Annotated in this window: 15 protein-coding genes; 5 read left to right on the top strand and 10 right to left on the bottom strand. The window is 67.5% G+C overall.

Going from position 1 to position 17,367, the window contains the following annotated elements; all coding sequences use genetic code 11:
• Window positions 1-93: 93 nt before the first annotated feature.
• The 7 genes from KF715_07145 to KF715_07115 all read right to left on the bottom strand — a co-directional run bounded on the left by KF715_07145 (window position 94) and on the right by KF715_07115 (window position 8,976).
• Window positions 94-2,799: a CHASE domain-containing protein gene (locus tag KF715_07145; GenBank protein MBX3736444.1), complete on the bottom strand. Its 2,706-nt coding sequence runs from the start codon at window positions 2,797-2,799 to the stop codon at window positions 94-96.
• Window positions 2,799-4,067 (bottom strand): serine hydroxymethyltransferase, encoded by a 1,269-nt coding sequence (locus tag KF715_07140; GenBank protein ID MBX3736443.1) that lies wholly within the window; start codon window positions 4,065-4,067, stop codon window positions 2,799-2,801. Before KF715_07140 ends, KF715_07145 begins: the two co-directional genes overlap by 1 nt.
• An 8-nt stretch (window positions 4,068-4,075) precedes the next feature.
• Window positions 4,076-4,561: a low molecular weight protein arginine phosphatase gene (locus KF715_07135; protein MBX3736442.1), complete on the bottom strand. Its 486-nt coding sequence runs from the start codon at window positions 4,559-4,561 to the stop codon at window positions 4,076-4,078.
• A gap of 119 nt (window positions 4,562-4,680) precedes the next feature.
• Entirely contained in the window at window positions 4,681-5,433 is a 753-nt protein-coding gene (locus KF715_07130) for a hypothetical protein (GenBank protein ID MBX3736441.1), read from the bottom strand.
• Window positions 5,430-6,719 (bottom strand): phosphoribosylamine--glycine ligase, encoded by a 1,290-nt coding sequence (gene purD, locus KF715_07125; protein ID MBX3736440.1) that lies wholly within the window; start codon window positions 6,717-6,719, stop codon window positions 5,430-5,432. The genes KF715_07130 and purD overlap by 4 nt, the downstream gene beginning before the upstream one ends.
• 75 nt (window positions 6,720-6,794) lie before the next feature.
• Window positions 6,795-7,034: a hypothetical protein gene (locus tag KF715_07120; protein MBX3736439.1), complete on the bottom strand. Its 240-nt coding sequence runs from the start codon at window positions 7,032-7,034 to the stop codon at window positions 6,795-6,797.
• A gap of 28 nt (window positions 7,035-7,062) precedes the next feature.
• The gene (locus tag KF715_07115; GenBank protein ID MBX3736438.1) at window positions 7,063-8,976 is read right to left on the bottom strand and encodes an LOG family protein; all 1,914 of its coding nucleotides are present in this window, start codon (window positions 8,974-8,976) and stop codon (window positions 7,063-7,065) included.
• 188 nt (window positions 8,977-9,164) lie between these two features.
• Between KF715_07115 and KF715_07110 the strand changes: the two genes are divergently transcribed.
• Window positions 9,165-10,025: an FKBP-type peptidyl-prolyl cis-trans isomerase gene (locus KF715_07110; GenBank protein MBX3736437.1), complete on the top strand. Its 861-nt coding sequence runs from the start codon at window positions 9,165-9,167 to the stop codon at window positions 10,023-10,025.
• Between the two features lie 116 nt (window positions 10,026-10,141).
• Here KF715_07110 and KF715_07105 read toward each other — a convergent pair whose 3' ends face one another.
• Window positions 10,142-11,191: a low specificity L-threonine aldolase gene (locus KF715_07105; GenBank protein MBX3736436.1), complete on the bottom strand. Its 1,050-nt coding sequence runs from the start codon at window positions 11,189-11,191 to the stop codon at window positions 10,142-10,144.
• Window positions 11,192-11,451: 260 nt separating this feature from the next.
• Here KF715_07105 and KF715_07100 point away from each other — a divergent pair, with 260 nt between their 5' ends.
• Both KF715_07100 and queG read left to right on the top strand, forming a co-directional pair.
• Window positions 11,452-11,994 carry a shikimate kinase gene (locus tag KF715_07100; GenBank protein MBX3736435.1) on the top strand — a complete coding sequence of 181 codons (543 nt, stop codon included), beginning with the start codon at window positions 11,452-11,454 and terminating at the stop codon, window positions 11,992-11,994.
• Window positions 11,991-13,184, top strand: coding sequence for a tRNA epoxyqueuosine(34) reductase QueG (gene queG / locus KF715_07095; protein ID MBX3736434.1), 1,194 nt, complete (start codon window positions 11,991-11,993; stop codon window positions 13,182-13,184). The genes KF715_07100 and queG overlap by 4 nt, the downstream gene beginning before the upstream one ends.
• Window positions 13,185-13,249: 65 nt before the next feature.
• Here queG and KF715_07090 read toward each other — a convergent pair whose 3' ends face one another.
• Window positions 13,250-13,660 carry an acyl-CoA thioesterase gene (locus KF715_07090; GenBank protein MBX3736433.1) on the bottom strand — a complete coding sequence of 137 codons (411 nt, stop codon included), beginning with the start codon at window positions 13,658-13,660 and terminating at the stop codon, window positions 13,250-13,252.
• Window positions 13,657-14,814 (bottom strand): glycosyltransferase family 4 protein, encoded by a 1,158-nt coding sequence (locus tag KF715_07085; protein MBX3736432.1) that lies wholly within the window; start codon window positions 14,812-14,814, stop codon window positions 13,657-13,659. The genes KF715_07090 and KF715_07085 overlap by 4 nt, the downstream gene beginning before the upstream one ends.
• A 479-nt stretch (window positions 14,815-15,293) precedes the next feature.
• On the opposite strand from KF715_07085, the gene KF715_07080 reads away from it, so the two are divergent.
• Together KF715_07080 and KF715_07075 are read left to right on the top strand one after the other, a co-directional pair.
• Window positions 15,294-15,938, top strand: a complete 645-nt coding sequence (locus tag KF715_07080) for a hypothetical protein (protein MBX3736431.1) — start codon at window positions 15,294-15,296, stop codon at window positions 15,936-15,938.
• A gap of 115 nt (window positions 15,939-16,053) precedes the next feature.
• Window positions 16,054-17,313 (top strand): beta-ketoacyl-[acyl-carrier-protein] synthase family protein, encoded by a 1,260-nt coding sequence (locus KF715_07075; protein ID MBX3736430.1) that lies wholly within the window; start codon window positions 16,054-16,056, stop codon window positions 17,311-17,313.
• The last annotated feature ends 54 nt before the right edge of the window (window positions 17,314-17,367 follow it).

The following is a 17,367-nucleotide window of genomic DNA, read 5'->3' as shown; positions in this document are numbered from 1 at the left end:
AAGACGCCGCCGCGCAAAGCCCGTTTCACGTCTGTCCGGGGATTGCGGTGTGGCGGGGCGAAAACCCCACGGTTCCCACGGGGCCGCGCGGGTTTACCGGGCGAGGTGTTTTTTCAGCTCGGCCAAGAGGGCCGAGATTTCGAACGGTTTTTGCAGGAATGCGACCGCGCCGAGCTGCGCGCAGCGCTTGGCGGTGTCGATGGCGCTGTAGCCGGAGATGAGGATCACCTTTTGCTGGCCGCCTTGCATGCGCAGGCGGCGGAGCGTCTCCTCGCCGGAGAGGCCGGGCATCGTGAGGTCGAGGAGGATCAAATCGATCGCGGGGGAGTGCTCGCGGCAGAGGCGAAGCGCGGTTTCGCCGTCGGGCGCTTCCACGGCCTCCAGTCCGGCCATTTGCAACGCGAGGGAGGTCATGTCGCGCACGTGCATCTCGTCATCGACCACCAGCACGGTGCCGCGCAATTCCGGCCGGTTGGCGGCGCCCGGTGCTCCCGGCGTCGGGCTCGGAGCTGGCGGGGTCTTGGCGGCCGCGGGGGCGGCGGGCAACAGGAGGCGGAAGGTCGAGCCGACGCCCGGCTGCGATTCGACGAACAGGGCGCCGTGGTGGCTGCGGACGATGCCGAGCACGGCGGAGAGGCCGAGGCCGCGGCCGGAGAATTTCGTGCTGAAGAACGGTTCGAAGATGCGCGCCAGCATCTCGGCGGGCATGCCGACGCCGGTGTCGGTGACCTCGAGGCCGACGTAGAGACCGTGGGGCAAATCCGGCCGTTCGACCGCGCCGCGCAGTTGGTGTCGGGTCATCTCGGTGGCGAAGGTGTGGAGCGTGACCTGGCCGGAGCCCTCGACGATGGACTCGGCGGCGTTCATCACGAGGTTCATCACGATCTGGCGGAGTTGCGTGGCGTCGGCCTGGACGGCCGGGAGGGCGCTGTGCAGCCGGAGGTCGAGGCGGGCGCTCTTGGGCAGCGAGACTTGGAGGAGGCTCGTGGTGTCGCGGACGAGTTCGGAGAGGTTGACGCGGCTGGTGGTCAGCTGGCTTTTGCCGGCGTAGGCGAGCATCTGGCCGCAGAGGTCGGCGGCGCGGCGCGAGGCTCGTTCGATCTGCTGGAGCTGGGCGTGGACCGGGCTGGTGGCGGCGAGCGACTGGCGCGCGAGCGAGGCGTTGCCGAGGATGGCGGTGAGGAGATTGTTGAAGTCGTGGGCGATGCCGCCGGCGAGCACGCCGAGGCTCTCGAGCTTTTGCGTCTCGACCATTTGGCGGTCGAATTCGCGGGCGCGGGACTCGGCCTCCTTGCGCGCGGTGGCGTCGACCTTGAGGCCTTCGAGCGCGATGGCGCGGCCGCTGGCGTCGTAGACGGCGTGGCCGCGCTCCCAGATGTGCCGCTCGCTGCCGTCGGCGTGGCGGACGCGGTATTCGAGTTCGAAGGTGCCTTGTTTCGCGATCGCTTCGTTGATGCGGCGTTCGCATTCGGCGAGGTCCTCCGTGCGGAGGCGCTCGATCCAGTGGGCGCGGCCGCTCACGAAATCCTCGGCGGTGTAGCCGCACAGGTCGACGATGCCCTCGCTGACGAACTCGACGGCGAAGGGCGAGGTGGGGGCGCAGCGATAGGCCGCGCCGGGCATGTCGGAGAGGATCGAGGCGAGGCGGCGGCGGCTTTCGAGGAGTTCGGCGGTGCGATCCTTCACCTCGCGTTCGATGCGCGCGGTGCGGGAGAGAAGGCCGTGGGCAAAGAGAGCCGCGAGCGCCACGAAGCCGAGCTCGACTGCGAGCACGAGCCACGGGACCAGGGTGCGCTGGCGAGTTTCCCACACGGGATTGGGCGCGACGACGATGCGCCACTTGCGGCCGCCGACGTCGAAGGTCTCGCTCATCGCGTCGGTGGGATTGGCCGGGAATCGCGGCGCTTCGATGACGGAGGTGGCGGCGTCGCGGCTGCCGCTGTATTCGCGGCCGTTGATGCGGGCGTAGAGGAGCTTGAGGTGGTCGAATTGCGCGCTGTCGTCGTAGTAGGCGAAGTCGAGCGCGTCGTCGGGATTTTCCGCGTGGACCTGCTTGAGCAGAGAATCGACCGAGAAGATCGCCTGGATGAATCCGGCAAATCCGTCCGGCGCGGCGCCCGGCAAGTCGGTGTGGAAGACCGGCGTTATGAAGATGACGCCGGAGCCGCGATCGGTGGCGGTGGTGCGAATGAGCCGCACCTGCGGGCTGATCTGCATGTGCCGGGTGGCGCGGGCGGCGTCGAGGATCGGGCGCGTGACGACGCTCGCGGAGAGGTCGAAGCCGAGCGAGGGCTCGTTGCCGGCGAGCGGTTCGACCCAGGTAATGGGCCAGTATTCGGCGCGGTCGCGGGCGGGGATGGCGGCGGTGCCGAGCTGCGTCGGCACATCGCGTTCCCAGATATGGAAACCAGGCGCGCCGCCGACGGCGAGGCGGGCGGCCTCGAAGGCCGGGCGTTTTTCGCGGGTCACGCGCGGTGCCCACTGGAAGGCGCGCGCGGCGGGCAGGCGTTCGAACAGCGGGCGCGTGTAGTCGGAGAATTCCTGCAGGGTGACGTCGTCGGAGTGCTCGAAATACGCGCGCAGTCCGCGGACGACTTCCTGGTGCAGGAGCAGGCGCTCGCGGGCGAGCCGCATGTGCACCGAGGAGCGCCGCTGGAACGTCGCCTCGATGCGGCGCTGCTCGGTTTGCCGGACAAAACCCCAGCCGGCGAACGAGAGCGCTGCGCCGACGATGACGAGGGCCGCGACGATTTCGCGGCGACGGGCCACGAGGGCCGAGGGGGCGGCCGGAATTTCCATCAAGCGCGGTAGGGCAGCGGGAAGTTGCCGGTGAGGGCAACGACCTTCGCCTTCACTTCGGCCAGCGCGGCGGCTTCCTGCTCCGTGCCGATGGCGACGAGGACTTGGTCGATCAAGGCGGCGACCTGCTGGAACTCGGCCGGGCCGAAGCCGCGCGTGGTCATCGCGGGCGAGCCGAGGCGGATGCCCGAGGCCTGGAACGGCGAACGCGTTTCGAAGGGCACGGTGTTCTTGTTGCAGGTGATGTTGGCGCGATCGAGCGTCTCCTGCGCGACCTTGCCGGTGAGGTTGGGCAACTTGGCGCGGAGATCGACGAGCATGAGGTGGTTGTCGGTGCCGCCGGAAACGATCTTGTAGCCGCGCGCGACCATGGCGTCAGCGAGAGCGGCGGCGTTCTTCACGACCTGCTGCGAGTAGGTTTTGAACTCGGGCTTCAGCGCCTCGCCGAAGCACACGGCTTTGGCCGCGATGACGTGCATGAGCGGGCCGCCCTGCGTGCCGGGGAACACGGCGGAGTCGATCGCCTTCGCGTGGGCGGCCTTGCAGAGGATGAGGCCGCCGCGCGGACCGCGGAGCGTCTTGTGCGTCGTGGTCGTGACGAAGTCCGCGTGCGGCACGGGTGACGGGTGGACGCCCGAGGCGACGAGGCCGGCGATGTGCGCGATGTCGGCGAAGAGATACGCGCCGACGCTGCGGGCGATCTCGCCCATGCGCGCGAAGTCGATCGTGCGTGAGTAGGCGGAGGCGCCGACGGTGATCATCTTGGGTTTCTCGCGCTGGGCGACGGCGGCGAGCTCGTCGTAGTCGATCAGGCCATTGTCCTCGCGGACGCCGTATTGGCAGAAGTTGTAGAGTTTGCCGGAGAAGTTGGCCGGGTTGCCGTGCGTGAGGTGGCCGCCGTGGCTGAGGTTCATGCCGAGGAGCTTGTCGCCGGGCTGGAGCACGGCGGCGTAGACGGCGGTGTTGGCCTGCGCGCCGGAGTGCGGCTGGACGTTGGCGTGCTCGGCGCCGAAGAGCTGCTTGGCGCGCTCGATCGCGAGCGTCTCGACCTGGTCGACGTATTCGCAGCCGCCATACCAGCGCTTCGCGGGGTAGCCTTCGGCGTATTTGTTCGTGAGCACGCTGCCCTGCGCCTCCATGGCGGCAGGATAGGTGAAGTTTTCCGAGGCGATCAGCTCGATGTGGTGCTGCTGACGCGAGAGCTCGCCGGCGATGGCGGCGTGCAGGGCGGGATCGAGTTGGGCGAGGGGAGCGGAGTGGAGCGACATGTGGAAATTCAGGAGGTGGAGACGAGCGATTTCAGTTGGGCGAGGATGCTGGGAATGGCTTCGACCATCTCGTCGCGGCTGGCTTCGTAGAGTTTGAGCGGTCCGCCGAACGGATCGGCGATCTCGCGACTGGCACCGGCGGGGAGAAAATCGCGGAACAGGTGCAGGCGCGCGGGCACGGGCGAGGCTTGGAGCTCGATGAGACTGCGATGGGATTCGGTCATGCACAGGACGAGCAGCGCCGAGTCGAGCATGTCCTGCGTCAGCGGCTGCGCGCGATGTCCCGAGATGTCGATGCCGACTTTCTTGAGCGCGACGACGGAGTTTTCCGAAACGTAATCGCCGGGGCGCGCGGCGACGCCGGCGGAGGCGACTTGAAGTTTTTTCAACGGACCGTTTTCGGCGGCGAGGGCGTGGGCGAGCAGCCCTTCGGCCATGGGGCTGCGGCAGATGTTCGCCGTGCAGACAACGATGATGGGGCCCGGAGCTGGCATGAAATGACCGCCAAGCGGTAAGCACTAACCCGCGCGCTGCAAGCCAAAGGGCGGGCGCGTCGCGTCACCGACGCCGGCTGATGCGCAACCCCGGCGCGTTGAGCGGCCGTGCAACGCGCTCAGTCGCGTTTCAGGGCCGCGAGCGCGCGATGCAGGTGCACGGCGCGTTGCAGGACGCGATCGGTCAGAACCGGGGCCTTTTCCGGGGCAGGTTTGGTCGGATCGGGCTCGGGGGGCGGCGCGGCGTTGGGGTTGCCGTGCTCGAATTCCTTCACGAGGGAGGCTTCGTCGAAGCGCTCCTTTTCGATTTTTCCCGCAATGAGCGTTTCGAGCGGCATGCCGCCGGCGAAGGCATCGTAGGCGCGGCGATCGGCGTCGACGGACTGGGCGACGACGACCGCGGGCGCGGGCAGGGACTCGTCGACGCCGAGCGTGACGGCGGAGGTCTTGAGCAACACGGGCGTAAGCGCGGCCGGCGTCTGCGGCGAGACCAGCACGAAAAGCGGTGCGCCGCCGGTGCGCTGCGCGAGCGCGCCGGCGAGGGCGGCCGCGTCGCCGTCCGTCGCGCTGGTGTAACGCAGGTCGAGGACGAGAGCCGTGCCGCGCGGCAGGGTGCGCGAGAGCAAGTCGAGCGACTCCGTGATGCGCTGCACGCGGATGTAGCCGAGTCCTTCGCCAAGATCGTAGGGTTCGGTCGCGGCGACGGGGGCGAGGGCGGCGGAAGAAGTCGTGGCGGGTGTGGCCGCGGAGGACGCATCGGCCGCGATTGCGGGCACGCACAGCGCGAGCAACGAGAGCGTTGCGGCGCAGACGAGCGAATTTGCCGTAATACGGCAAATAGCCGTTGGGTGGGTGAAGCGGGAGGAAATCATCGGCGGTTGAGTTGGCGGGCGCCGATGTCGCGGCGGAAGTATTTCGAGGCGCACTGGAGCGCGTCGCAGGCGGCATAGGCGCGGTTGGCGGCTTCGCGGAGCGTCGGCGCGAGCGCGGTCACGCCGAGGACGCGGCCGCCGTTGGTGACGATGTCGCCGGCGGCGTTTTTTGCCGTGCCGGCGTGGAAGATCGTCGTGCTGGGCGGCAGCGCGGCGGGAAAAGTGATGACATCGCCCTTGGGAAATTTTTCCGGATAACCTTTCGCGGCGACGACAACGCACAGCGCGGCCTCGGGACGGACGTCGAGTGTCGTGCCGGCGAGCGTGCCAGTGGCGGCGCGCCAGAGGAGAGCGAGGACGTCGGTGCGCAGGCGCGGGAGGACGACTTGCGTCTCGGGGTCGCCGAAGCGGGTGTTGTATTCGAGGACGCTCGGGCCGCTCGCGGTCAGCATGATGCCGATGAAGAGCGTGCCGCGGAAATCGATGCCTTCACTGGCGATGGCGTCGACGGAAGGTTTCACGATTTCGCGGTCGATGCGCGCGAGGAGTTCGGGCGTGACGACTTCGGCGGGCGAGTAGGTGCCCATGCCGCCGGTGTTCGGGCCGGTGTCGCCGTCGCCGACGCGTTTGTGGTCCTGCGAGACGGGCAGGATCACGTAGTCGCGGCCCGAGACGACGACGAGGATCGAGGTTTCGTCGCCGAACATGCAGTCCTCGACGAGAATCTGGCTGCCGGCGGAGCCGAATTTGTTGCCTGCGAGCATGTCGTGCACGGCGGCCTCGGCCTCGGCGAGCGTTTGCGCGACGACCACGCCTTTGCCCGCGGCGAGGCCGTCGGCCTTGATCACGATCGGCGCGCCGCGGCGGCGGATGTAGTCGAGAGCGGGCGCGACCTCGGTGAAGATGCCGGCGGCGGCAGTGGGGATGCCGTATTTGAGCAGGATCTGCTTCGTGAAAACCTTCGAGGCTTCGAGGCGCGCGCCGTCGGCCTTGGGGCCGTAGGCGGGGATGCCGATTTTCGTGAGCGCGTCGACCAAGCCGAGCGAGAGCGGGACTTCGGGGCCGACGACGACGAATTCCACGCGTTCGCGCTGCGCGAGCTCGACGAGGCCGGCGATGTTGTCAGCGGCGACGGCGTGGCACGCGACGTCCTGCGCGATGCCAGCATTGCCCGGCGCGCAAATCACGCGCGGCTTGGCGGGAGAGGCGAGCAGCGAGCGCACGAGCGCATGCTCGCGCCCGCCGGAACCGACGACGAGGACGGAGGTGGGAAGTTGCGACGCCACGGCGCGAGAAATTCAGAGCTGGCGACGCGAGGCAAGGCCGCGATGAGGCATGTGCGCGTCAGGGCGCCGGCCGGCTCAGATTCCGGCGGCGACGAGGGTGTCGCGCCAGTCGGTGCGCGCGAGGGCGAGGTGGCGGCGGAATGCGACGAGGTCGCCGCGCGAGAGTTTCAGGACAGCGAGGTGGACGCGTTCGCCGTTGTTGGCAATGAGCGGAAGGTCGACGGTGGCGAGTTCGGCGCAAACCGTCGCGGCGACCTCGGGCGCGAAGAGGGTTTCGGCTTCGGTGCGGGCGCGCGGGGTGACGGCGACTTGCATCGGTGGACGACCGTCGGCGGGGCGCTGCTCAGAGCACCTGCAGCGTCTTGCGGTAGAAGCGGAGGACTTCGTCGGGGTCTTCGGAGAAGAGGACGTAGTCCTTCATCCACGCCGGGGCGCGTTTCTCGCGGATCATCAGCGCGAGTTGTTTCTCGAGGTCCTTCCAGAAGCCGGAGCCGAAGAACACGTAGGGCGTGCGCGGGCGGATGCCGAGCTTGAGGTTGCAGAGTTCGATGCCGATCTCCTCGAGCGTGCCGACGCCGCCGACGTTGAAGATGCAAAAATCGGCGACCTCGAACCATTTTTGGCGGAAGTGCCGCGAGGTTTCCTGGAACGTGTTGAAGAAGTCCACGCCGAGCTCGGGCGGTTGGGCCTCAAGTTCGAGGAAGCAGGCGCCGGTAAGCGCGCCCTTCGCGCGGGCGGTCTCGGTGGCGAGGCGCATGACGCCGCCGCCGCCGCCGGTGAGCACGCCGATGTTCGGGCCGATGAAGCCGCTGAGTTTTTCGACGAGCGAGGAGATGCGCGCGGTGTCGTCGGCGTCGAGTTGCACGGCGGAGCCGTAGAACGCGAGGATGGGCGACTCCTGGAATTTCTTCGCCATCTCCTCGCGCACGAAGAAGGCGTGGCCTTTCTTGTAGGTGTGGAGGTAGAGGTCGTTGGTCATCTCGTCGTGCCAGTAGACGGGGATGCCGAGGGAGTTGAAGGTGTCGAGGCGCGCGTGGGCGTTGGACGAGAGGAAGTAGCCGTGGGTGCGCGAGGCGCGGCGGAAGATGACGCGCTTGAGCTTCACGTCGCCGAGGCGCGTGATGAGCTCCATGTGCTCGAGCAGGTCGGGGAAGTAGTCGGCCACGAGCGTGTCGGCGTCGGCGGGCGCGTTGTCGAGGGCCTCGATGACGGTGTGCGCGCCGAGTGGGCAGGAGCCGGCTTCGAGGAGTTTCTTGAGGTCCTCGTCGTTGGCGCGGACGACGACGGCGCGGTTGGCCATCGTGGCGCTCTGGCCGCGGACGGTGATTTTGGTTTTCGGTTTGGCGCCGCCGGTGTCGACGGCGGGGTAGTCGTCGAGGCACTTGTAGAGCGTGCTGACGGTGGAGAGGAGGCGTGTGCGGCGTTTCGCGAGCGCCTTGAACTCGGTGTCCTCGGAGGGCGGCGAGCGGAAGACCTCGACGGAGACCATGGGGTTCACGACGGGTTGGTCGCCCTTGTTGTAGATTTCCAACATGACGTTCGTGCCGAACGTCTTCACCGGATCGAGCAGCACGGCGCTGGTGTGGAGGCCGAAGTTGCCCTCGCCGGGGCTGAGCACGACGAAGTGCTCCTTCAGGTAGAGCGAGCAGCTCGTGAGGATGCCGGCGCGCGGCGGGATGGTGAGCGGCGAGGCGTCGTGACGGATCTGGACCTTGTCGATGAAGCTGCGGCCGGCGTAGCCGGAGACGATGTGCTCGAAATTCAGGCGCGTGAGGCGCGGGTTGAGCGTGTAGCTGACGGCGTGCGGGGTGAAGAACACGCGGCCCTGCGAGTCGATGGAGATGGTGTTGGGGAGCTTGAGCTGGTTGGCCTGCACGGCGTCCCAGATTTCCTTGGTCGAAAGCTTGGCGGCGGCGGGCGCGAAGAAGAGGCGGCCGGCGGGCACGCCGGGGCGGAGGAGTTTCTTCCAATACGGCGCGTTCGGGAAACTCTGGTCGTAGAGCGAGCACACGACGTCGAGCACGAGACGGTGGCCGTCGACGGTGGGCGCGCCCTGCGCGATCATCTCGATGCCGATGCGTGCGAGCGACGAGCGCTCGGTGAAGCGCAGCTCGGCAAGGTGCGCCTTGAGAAAGTCCATCTCGGCGGGATGGCGCGGCCAGAAGGCGAGGGTGAGGCTGACGGAGTCGGTGCCGTTCTTGGTCTTGACCGTCAAAATCTGGCCATCGGTGCTGTGCCAGAATTGGTTTTCGTTCATGGGATTGGCGAGGGTGGGGCTGAGGTCGGCGAGTGACAAGCCCGCGATGTTCGCGGTTCCCGTGTCGGGCGGCGCCCGAGGGGAAATGGCCGCCAAAGGGGTTGATTTTTGGTCAGCGGCCCCGCAAGTTCGCTCTTTTAACGGCACAAAGAACCCGGGCCGTTTTCCAACCGGGGCCTCATCCCTCAATGAAATTCACCTCCCAACTCAGCGCAGGCGTTGCCTCTCTCGGCCTGCTCCTCGCCGCGACTGCGCAAGCGCAGAACCCGGTCAAATTCGAACTCCCGCAAGTCGGCGCCGGTGCGCAGACGCCCGCCGCCCAGACGGCCCCGGCCAATGCGACTGCTCCCGCCGCTGCGCCGGCCGCCCCCGCGGTGACCTACACCGAGACGCAGATCATGGAGGCTTACGGCTGGATGCTCGCGGCGCGCGGTAACTTCGCCGGGCAGGAGTTCACGCCCGCCCAGATCGACGCGATGGCCAAGGGCATGACCGAAGCCGCGCAGGGCAAGGACCTCACTTACGACGGCAAGCAAATGGGCGAGCAGCTCCAGGCTTTCCTCGCGAAGAAGCAGCAGGTGCTCCTCGGCAAGATCCGTGAGGCGAACCGCCTCAACACCGCCGAGTTCTTCACCAAGCTGAAGGAGAACAAGGCCGTGAAGGAACTCGCGGGCAGCAATGGCCTCCGCTACGAAGTCCTCAAGGAGGGCAAGGGCCAGATCGCGAAGGACGGCCAGATTGCCAAGATCCACCTTATCGGCGCGTTCACCAACGGCCAGATTTTCGAGTCCACGCTCCAGCAACAGCAGGGTGGAGGCATTCCCGAGCCGGTCGACATGCTCGTGAAGTCCGGCACCAACGCGCCCGAGGGCCTCATCCTCGCGCTTAAGAACATGCCGGTCGGCGCGAAGTGGCGCCTCTACGTCCCGCCGCACCTCGCCTATGGCGACGATGGCGCCCCCGGTATCCAACCGGCCGCGACACTCCTGTTTGAAGTCGAAGTGTTCGGCGTGGCCGACGCTCCGGCCGAGCAGCCCGCCGCGAAGTAAGTCGCGCTCGCGATATTTTAAAAAACGAACGCCCTCCGACCTGGAGGGCGTTTTTGTTTGGGCGTAGCGCAGGCCTCGGCCTGCCAAGGGCGCTCGGAGCAGGGTGCAAGCCTGCGCTACCTTGAGGCGGCGAAATCCGCGGCGAAGCGATCCACGGTTTCCGGCGCGGTCGCCCACGAACACATGAGGCGGTAGCCGTTCTCGCCGATGAAGCGGTAGAATTGCCAGCCGCGCTCCGCGAGCGCGTCGGCCTGCGCGGAGGTCAGCTCGACGAACACGCCGTTCACCTCGGGTTCGACGACGAGCTTGCCGCCCGCGGCGCGGAGCGCGCGGGCGAGGCGTTGCGCCATGGCGTTGGCGTGCGCGGCGTGTTTCAACCACGCGCCGCCTTCGAGCATGCCGCACCATTGCGCGGCGGCGAAGCGCTGCTTCGAGGCGAGCTGCGCGCCCTGCTTCACGCGATACTCGAACTCTCGCGCGTGCTCGCGCCGAAAGAACACGACGGCCTCGGTGGTGTTCATGCCGTTCTTCGTGCCGCCGAAACTGAGCACATCGACGCCGGCGCGCCACGTGAAGTCGGCTGGCGTGATGCCGCGCGATGCGAGCGCCGCGGCGACGTTGGCGAAGCGTGCGCCGTCCATGTGCACGCCGAGGCCGTGCGCGTGCGCGAGATCGGCGACGGCGCGGACTTCTTCGGGTTGATAGACGGTGCCCCACTCGGTGGCCTGCGTGAGCGAGAGCGCTCCGGGCTTCGGATAATGCACGCCGTGGCCGCGCGAGAAGACCGGCGCGACGTCGGCGGGGCGCAGTTTGCAGTTCGGGCCTTTGACCGTGATGACCTTGCCGCCGCCGAGGAAGAATTCCGGCGCGCTGCACTCGTCGGTGTCGACGTGCGAGAACTCGTGGCAGATCACGCTGTGGTAGCTGCGGCAGAATTGCGCGAGCGCGAGCGAGTTGGCGGCGGTGCCGTTGAAAACGAAGAACACCTCGCAATCGGCCGCGAAGACGTCGCGGATGAGCTGTTTGGCGCGCGCGGTCCACCGGTCGTTGCCGTAGGAGGGCACGGTGCCGGCGTTGGCGGCGGTGAGGGCGGCGAGCGCTTCGGGCGCGATGCCGGCGGTGTTGTCGCTCGCGAAGGTGTAGTCGGGCGGGACGGACGCGGACATGATGTGCGGAGGCTGGGCGAAACGCGCTGCGTTGCCGAGGGCGAAGTGCCGGCGCGAAAGTTCTTAATGAGCACCTTTGCCTGCGACGCGCAGGGTGCGGCAACGAGAGCAACGGCGGAGAGTGGCGGGAGCTTCCAGCTCCTGCCTTGGGGGTTGCCACGCCTCGAAAAGCCGGGAGCTGGAAGCTCCCGCTACTTTGCCGGTCGGCGCGACGCACGGCGGCCTTGCGCCGCGGGCGCGGGCGGTATTCGTTCGCGCGAGTGGAAGCGCCTCGCGTCAATCTCTACCTCGTGGGTTTCGCCGGCACCGGCAAGAGCACGGTCGGGCGGCACGCGGCGCGCACGCTTGGCTACACGTTGCTCGACGTCGATCACGAGATCGAGGGCGCGCAGGGCAAACCGATCCCGCAGATCTTCGCCGAGCAGGGCGAGCCGGCGTTTCGCGCGATGGAGCGCGCGTTCATCGCGGGCGGACATCCGGCGGATGGCTGCGTCGTGTCGTGTGGCGGCGGACTCGTGGTGCAGGAGGGAATGCTCGAATTGCTGAAGGCGCGCGGCGTGGTGATCTGCCTGCATGCCTCGCTCGCGACCGTGCTCGAGCGCACCGGCCGCAACAACCACCGGCCGCTCCTCGCCGGGGAAAACCGCGAGGAGAAACTCCGCACGCTCTACGCAGCGCGCGAGCCGATCTATCGGCGCACCGGGACGATGGTGCTCACCGATTCGCGGCCGTTGCGCGAAATCGTCGCGCACGTGTTGCGCGTTTATCGGCAGGAAGCGCGCGAGTGGCGACCGAAGACATGAGCGCGGCGCAAGCGGCGCGATTCGGGGGCGAGCGACGCGAGGAATTGCGTGGGCGGCTGCTCGCGTGCGGTTTCGACGTGGTGCGGTTCGCGTCGGCGGCCCCGGCGGGCGGCGAGGCTTTGCGCGCGTGGCTTGCGGCCGGAATGCACGCGGACATGGCGTGGATGGAGCGCACGGTCGACAAGCGCGGTGACGCGTCGCTCGTGCTCGAGGGTGCGCGGAGTGTCGTGGTGCTCGGGGTGAATTATCGTGGCAGCGAAGCGTTCGAGCGCGAACTCGCCGCGACCGCGTTGCCGCGCTGGGCGCGCTACGCGTTGCACGAGGATTACCACGACACGATCAAGCCGGGGCTCGTCGCGGCCGGGCGCGTGCTGGAGGAATGGTGCGGCGCGGCGGCGACGGATTATCGCTTCTACACGGACACGGGGCCGGTGCTGGAGCGTGGTTTCGCGGCGCGGGCCGGGGCGGGTTTTCGCGGGAAAAATGGCATGCTGATTTCGCGCGAGCACGGGAACTGGCTGTTTCTTGCAGTGATTCTGACGCGCGTGCCGATCGAGCCGGATGCGCCGTTGCGGCCGGACGTGGTGCGCGTGACGGGCGACGAGCCGACAGGCTTGTTGTGCGGGAAGTGCACGCGGTGCATCGAGGCGTGTCCGACGGCGGCGATCACGGCGCCGGGTGTGGTCGATGCGCGGCGGTGCATTTCCTACCAGACGATCGAGAATAAGGGCGTGATCCCGCGCGAGCTGCGCGCGGGCATCGGGGCCCGCGTCTACGGGTGCGACGTGTGTCTCGAGGTGTGTCCGTGGAATCGTTTCGCGCGCGAGGGGCGGAAGACGTTGCTCGTGGCGCGCGAGGAGCTCGCGGCGCTGACGCTGGGGGATTTGCTGGCGCTGACGCCGGAGAAATTTGCGGCGACGTTCCGCCGCACGGCGGTGAAGCGGTTGAAGTTGTCGGGCTTGCTGCGGAACGCGTGCGTGGTGGCGGGGAACTCGGGCGACGCGGCGCATGTGCCGGGGCTGGTGGCGCTGGCGCGGCATGAGTTGCCGCTCGTGCGGGCGCACGCGGTGTGGGCGGTGCGGCGGATCGCGGGCGAGCGTGCGGTGGAATTGCTCGCGGCGGTGCGCGCGGTCGAGGCGGACGCGACGGTGCTCGCGGAATACGCGGCGGCGGACGCGGGGCGGACGTGAGTCGAGACCCGCGCCCGGAGGTTGCGGGCTACCGTGCGGCGAGCTTCGGGGATCGCGGCTACGTGTTACGGCTTTGCGGCGAAGAGTTCGCGCATGCGCTCGGCGAACGCGGGGGGCGGGCGGACGGGCTCGCCTTTCTTGTTGATGAAGCTGTGGACGGTGAAGCCGGTGACGAGCAGCTCGTCGCCGCGTTTCACTTCGTAATCGAGGCGGATGCGCAGGAGAGGTTTTTCGGCGAGGGTCGTGACGACCGTGATCTCGTCGTCGTAGAGTGCGGGGCGGAGGTATTTCGCGCCGACTTCGATGACGGGGAGCAGGTAGCCTTGGGCTTCAAGGTCGCGGTAGACGAGGCCTTGCTCGCGGAGGAGATTGGTGCGGCCGACTTCGAACCAGGCGAGGTAGTTGCCGTGGTAGACGACGCCCATCATGTCGGTTTCGGCGTAGCGGACGTGAACGGTCGAGCGGGAGACGATCATTGGGGCGGGAGGGTGGGCGTGGCGGGCGCGACGGGTTGTCCGAACAAGGTCAGCGCGGCGGCGTCCCAGGTGTGGCTGAGGGCGCGGGCCTGGCCGGCGGCGCCGAAGCGGCGGCAGAGCGCGGGGTCGTTGATGAGGCGGGCGAAGGCGGCGGTAAGAGCGGCGGAGTCGTCGGGTTGAACGAGGATACCGGTCTCGCCGTCGATGACGGCTTCGGGCACGCCGCCGATGGCGTGGGCGATGACGGGGAGGGCGTGCGCGCCAGCCTCAAGGTAGACAAGGCCGAAGCCTTCGACGCTGAGTTTGTGCGGCATGCTGGTCATCGCGAAGATGTCGGCTTGCGCGTAGATCGGGCCGAGGTCGGCGTCGGGGACGTCGCCGAGGAATTTGATGGGGAAGCCGGCGTCGGTCGCGGCGGCGCGGAGGGCGGGTTCGTAGTTCTCTTTGCCGTGGCCGCCGACGATCCAGTATTCGAGCCGGGCGCGGAGCGGGGAGGGGAGGGCTTTGAGAGCTTGGAGGACGCGGAGCTGGCCTTTGCGCGGATGGATACGCGCGACGGTGAGGATGATAATGCGGTCCTTCGGCGTGCGAGGGCCGGGGAGATTGGCCGACGCGAAGTCGGCGCGGAGGGCACCGGGGGTGAGCACGACCTTGGGCGCGGTGTCGGGGAAAAGGTCCACCAAGAGGCGTTCGGCGTAGCGGCTGACGACGCTGATGCGGTCGGCGCGATCGAAGAGGCGCCGGGCGCTGGCACGCATCAGCGGGCGCATGGCGAGCTTCAGGATCTCGGAGCCGTGAAGCGTGATAACCAGTTTGCCCGGGGGCAGGATGTCGAAGAACTGCAGCAGCGCCATCGACAGCAGCGGTCCCGGCTCGGGGACGTAGAGGGTCGCGTCTTCCCAATGCTCGCGGTGGCGCAGGAGGTGGCGCGCCGTGCGCCACTGATTGAGGAGGCTGTGGGATCCGTCGATGTTCAGGCGGTTGATCTGAAACGGCCAGGCGGGCTCGGTGGCTTTCGCGGGGAGCTTGGGCGCCCAGACCTCCACGGCATAGCCCAGACGGGAAACTGCCGCGGCCATCTCTGCCGTATAGACCGCGATGCCGCCGCGATGGGGGAAAAACTCGTGCGTCACGGTCACGAGGCGCGGCTGGATGGGTTCGGGCATGGGAGGGTTGGGTTTAGGCTGGGTGAGGGTGCCGCCGCCAGCGAATTATTAATAGCGGCTTTGACGGTCTTCGCTGTCGTAAGCGCTGCACCATCGGCCACCCGGCCCTAGGTTTTTAGGGTTTACACTCTCAGGCAGGTTCACCTAATTCTCCCCAAATGGCACAGGCAGTTAACAATCCTACGGGATTCCAGCTCAAACCGTTTACTCCCGAGGATGATGCAAATCTTCGTGAGGCCTTGAAACGTTGCTCCGCAGCGACCTACGAGGCGGCGGCGCAATTCCGCAAGACCGGTAACACCGAGCATCTGCCTGCCATCGTCCTCGGCATCATCGAGCGCTTCGTCGAGCCTGATCTTCGCGCCAAGCTGAAGGATGCCGACGACGACCTGCGCATCATCGAAGACCTCGGCATCGATTCGCTGACGATGATGGAAATCGTCATCCTCGTGGAAGATGTGCTGCAGATGTCCATCAACAACGAGGAGCTGCGCCACCTCCGCACGGTTGGCGACGTGAAGACCTTCATCGAGTGCAAGGTCCGCGGCCTGCCCCTGCCCAAGCCCACGAAGTTTCTCCCGATCGAGCAAATCGCTTCCGTGATGCCGATCCAGCCGCCGTTCCTCTTCCTGAGCGAAGCCTCGGTCAGTGCGCATGGCGCGAACGCCAAATACAAGATCAGCGGCCAGGAATTCTTTCTTCAGGGTCACTTCAAGGACAACCCCGTGCTGCCCGCCTCGATCATGCTCGAGGCGCTCGGTCAGCTCGGCGTGCTGTTCCTGCTCGAGGCCCAAATCGGCGAGGCCGGCAAGACGGTCGACCCGAAGATGATTTTCTTCACCTCCTGCGAAGGCGTCCGTTGCCATCGCGTTTGCCGTCCCGGTGACGTGCTCAGCCTCTCGATCAAGCCGAAGCGTCTGAAGCTCCCGCTCGCCACCTTCGAGGGCCAGATCCGCGTCGGCCAGGAGAAGGCCGCGATCGCCGAGGAAATCACGCTCACCTTCGCCTTTGCCGAGGAAACCGCCCAGCCCGCTGCCGTCGCGGCGCCGGCCGATGCGGTCGGCAAGCAAATCGAGAGCTCCGGTTCACAGCCCACGGCGGTCACCGCCTGAGCGCAGGAAGGCAGTGTAGGGTTTTGCACGGGCCTGTTGACCGGCCCGGCGAAACGCTCTTGAGTGTCCCGATTCTGTCGCCGACTCCCCCGTGGCGACGCTTTTGACCTCACTCATGCGCAAAGTCTACATTACCGGCGTCGGCTTCATCACGAGCATCGGCAACGACCTCGCCACCGTCACCGAAAGCCTGCGCGAGTTGCGCCACGGCATGGAAGTCTACCCGCCCTTCCAGAAGCCGGACATCCCGGTCAAGGTCGCCGCACCGATCAAGGACTTCCAAACCGACACCACCGACGCGGAAGACTGGAAATTCCCCGCCCGCTACAGCATCCGCCGCGAGTTGCTCCGCGGCATGGCACCGCACGGCGTCTACGCCTACTGCGCGATGCTGCAGGCCCTCGAGGACGCGAAACTTTCCGAGGCCGACTATTCGAACAACGACACCGGCCTCTACGCCGCGTCAGGCGGCTCGCCGTTTCTCCTGGGCTACTACCTCGAGCGGATGCGCAAAGTCGGCGTCATGCGCTGCCAGCCGCTGGGCATCGTCGCCTCGATCTCCGGCACGGTGAACTTCAACCTCGTGTCCCACTTCAAGATCAAGGGCGCATCCACGGGCTTCTCGTCTGCTTGCGCCTCGTCGGCTCACGCCCTCGGCTTCGCCTACGACGAGATCACGCTCGGCCGCCAGAAACGCATGTTCGTCGTCGGTGCGGAGGACGGCAATTACGAGAGCATCGTGCCCTTTGCGGGCATGCGCGCTCTCTCCGTCCAAACCGATCCGGCGCAGGCCTCGCGTCCCTTCGATGCGGCGCGCGACGGCTTCGTCGGCACCGGCGGCGCGACCGTCGTCGTGCTCGAGAGCGAAGAGGAAGTCGAACGGCGTGGCGCGAAGACTTATTGCGAAGTCGCCGGCTGGGGCCAGGCCTCCGACGGCCATAACGTCGCCATCTCGCACCCCGAGGGCACAGGCCTGCGCGTCGCGATCGAGAACGCTTTCAAATCCGCCGACATCACGCCCGACCAGGTCGACTACGTGAACGCCCACGCCACCTCCACGCCGATCGGCGACCTCTCCGAGGCCCGCGCGCTCAAGGCCATTTTCGGCAACGCCCCCACGCGCCCCGCCATCAGCAGCACGAAGGCCCTGACCGGACACGGCCTGTCACTCGCCGGTGCGATGGAAGCGGCCTTCTGCGCTGTCGCCATCCGCGACGGCTTCATGCCGGGTTCCGCGCACATCACGAAACTCGATCCGGCCTGCGAAGGTCTGAACATCATCCGCTCCACGCTGCCCAACCGGCCCAACGTCGTGCTCAGCAACAGCAGCGGTTTCGGCGGCGCCAACGTCGCCCTCGTCCTGAAGAGCGTCTGAGCCGCCCGATGTCTCGCTGCTCCACTTTGACTGCCATGGCGAGGTGTCGCGCCG

This window comes from Candidatus Didemnitutus sp., from assembly GCA_019634575.1.
Taxonomy (GTDB): domain Bacteria; phylum Verrucomicrobiota; class Verrucomicrobiia; order Opitutales; family Opitutaceae; genus Didemnitutus.
Note: the sequence above shows the minus strand (reverse complement) of the source record. Positions and strands in the feature narration are given on the sequence as shown.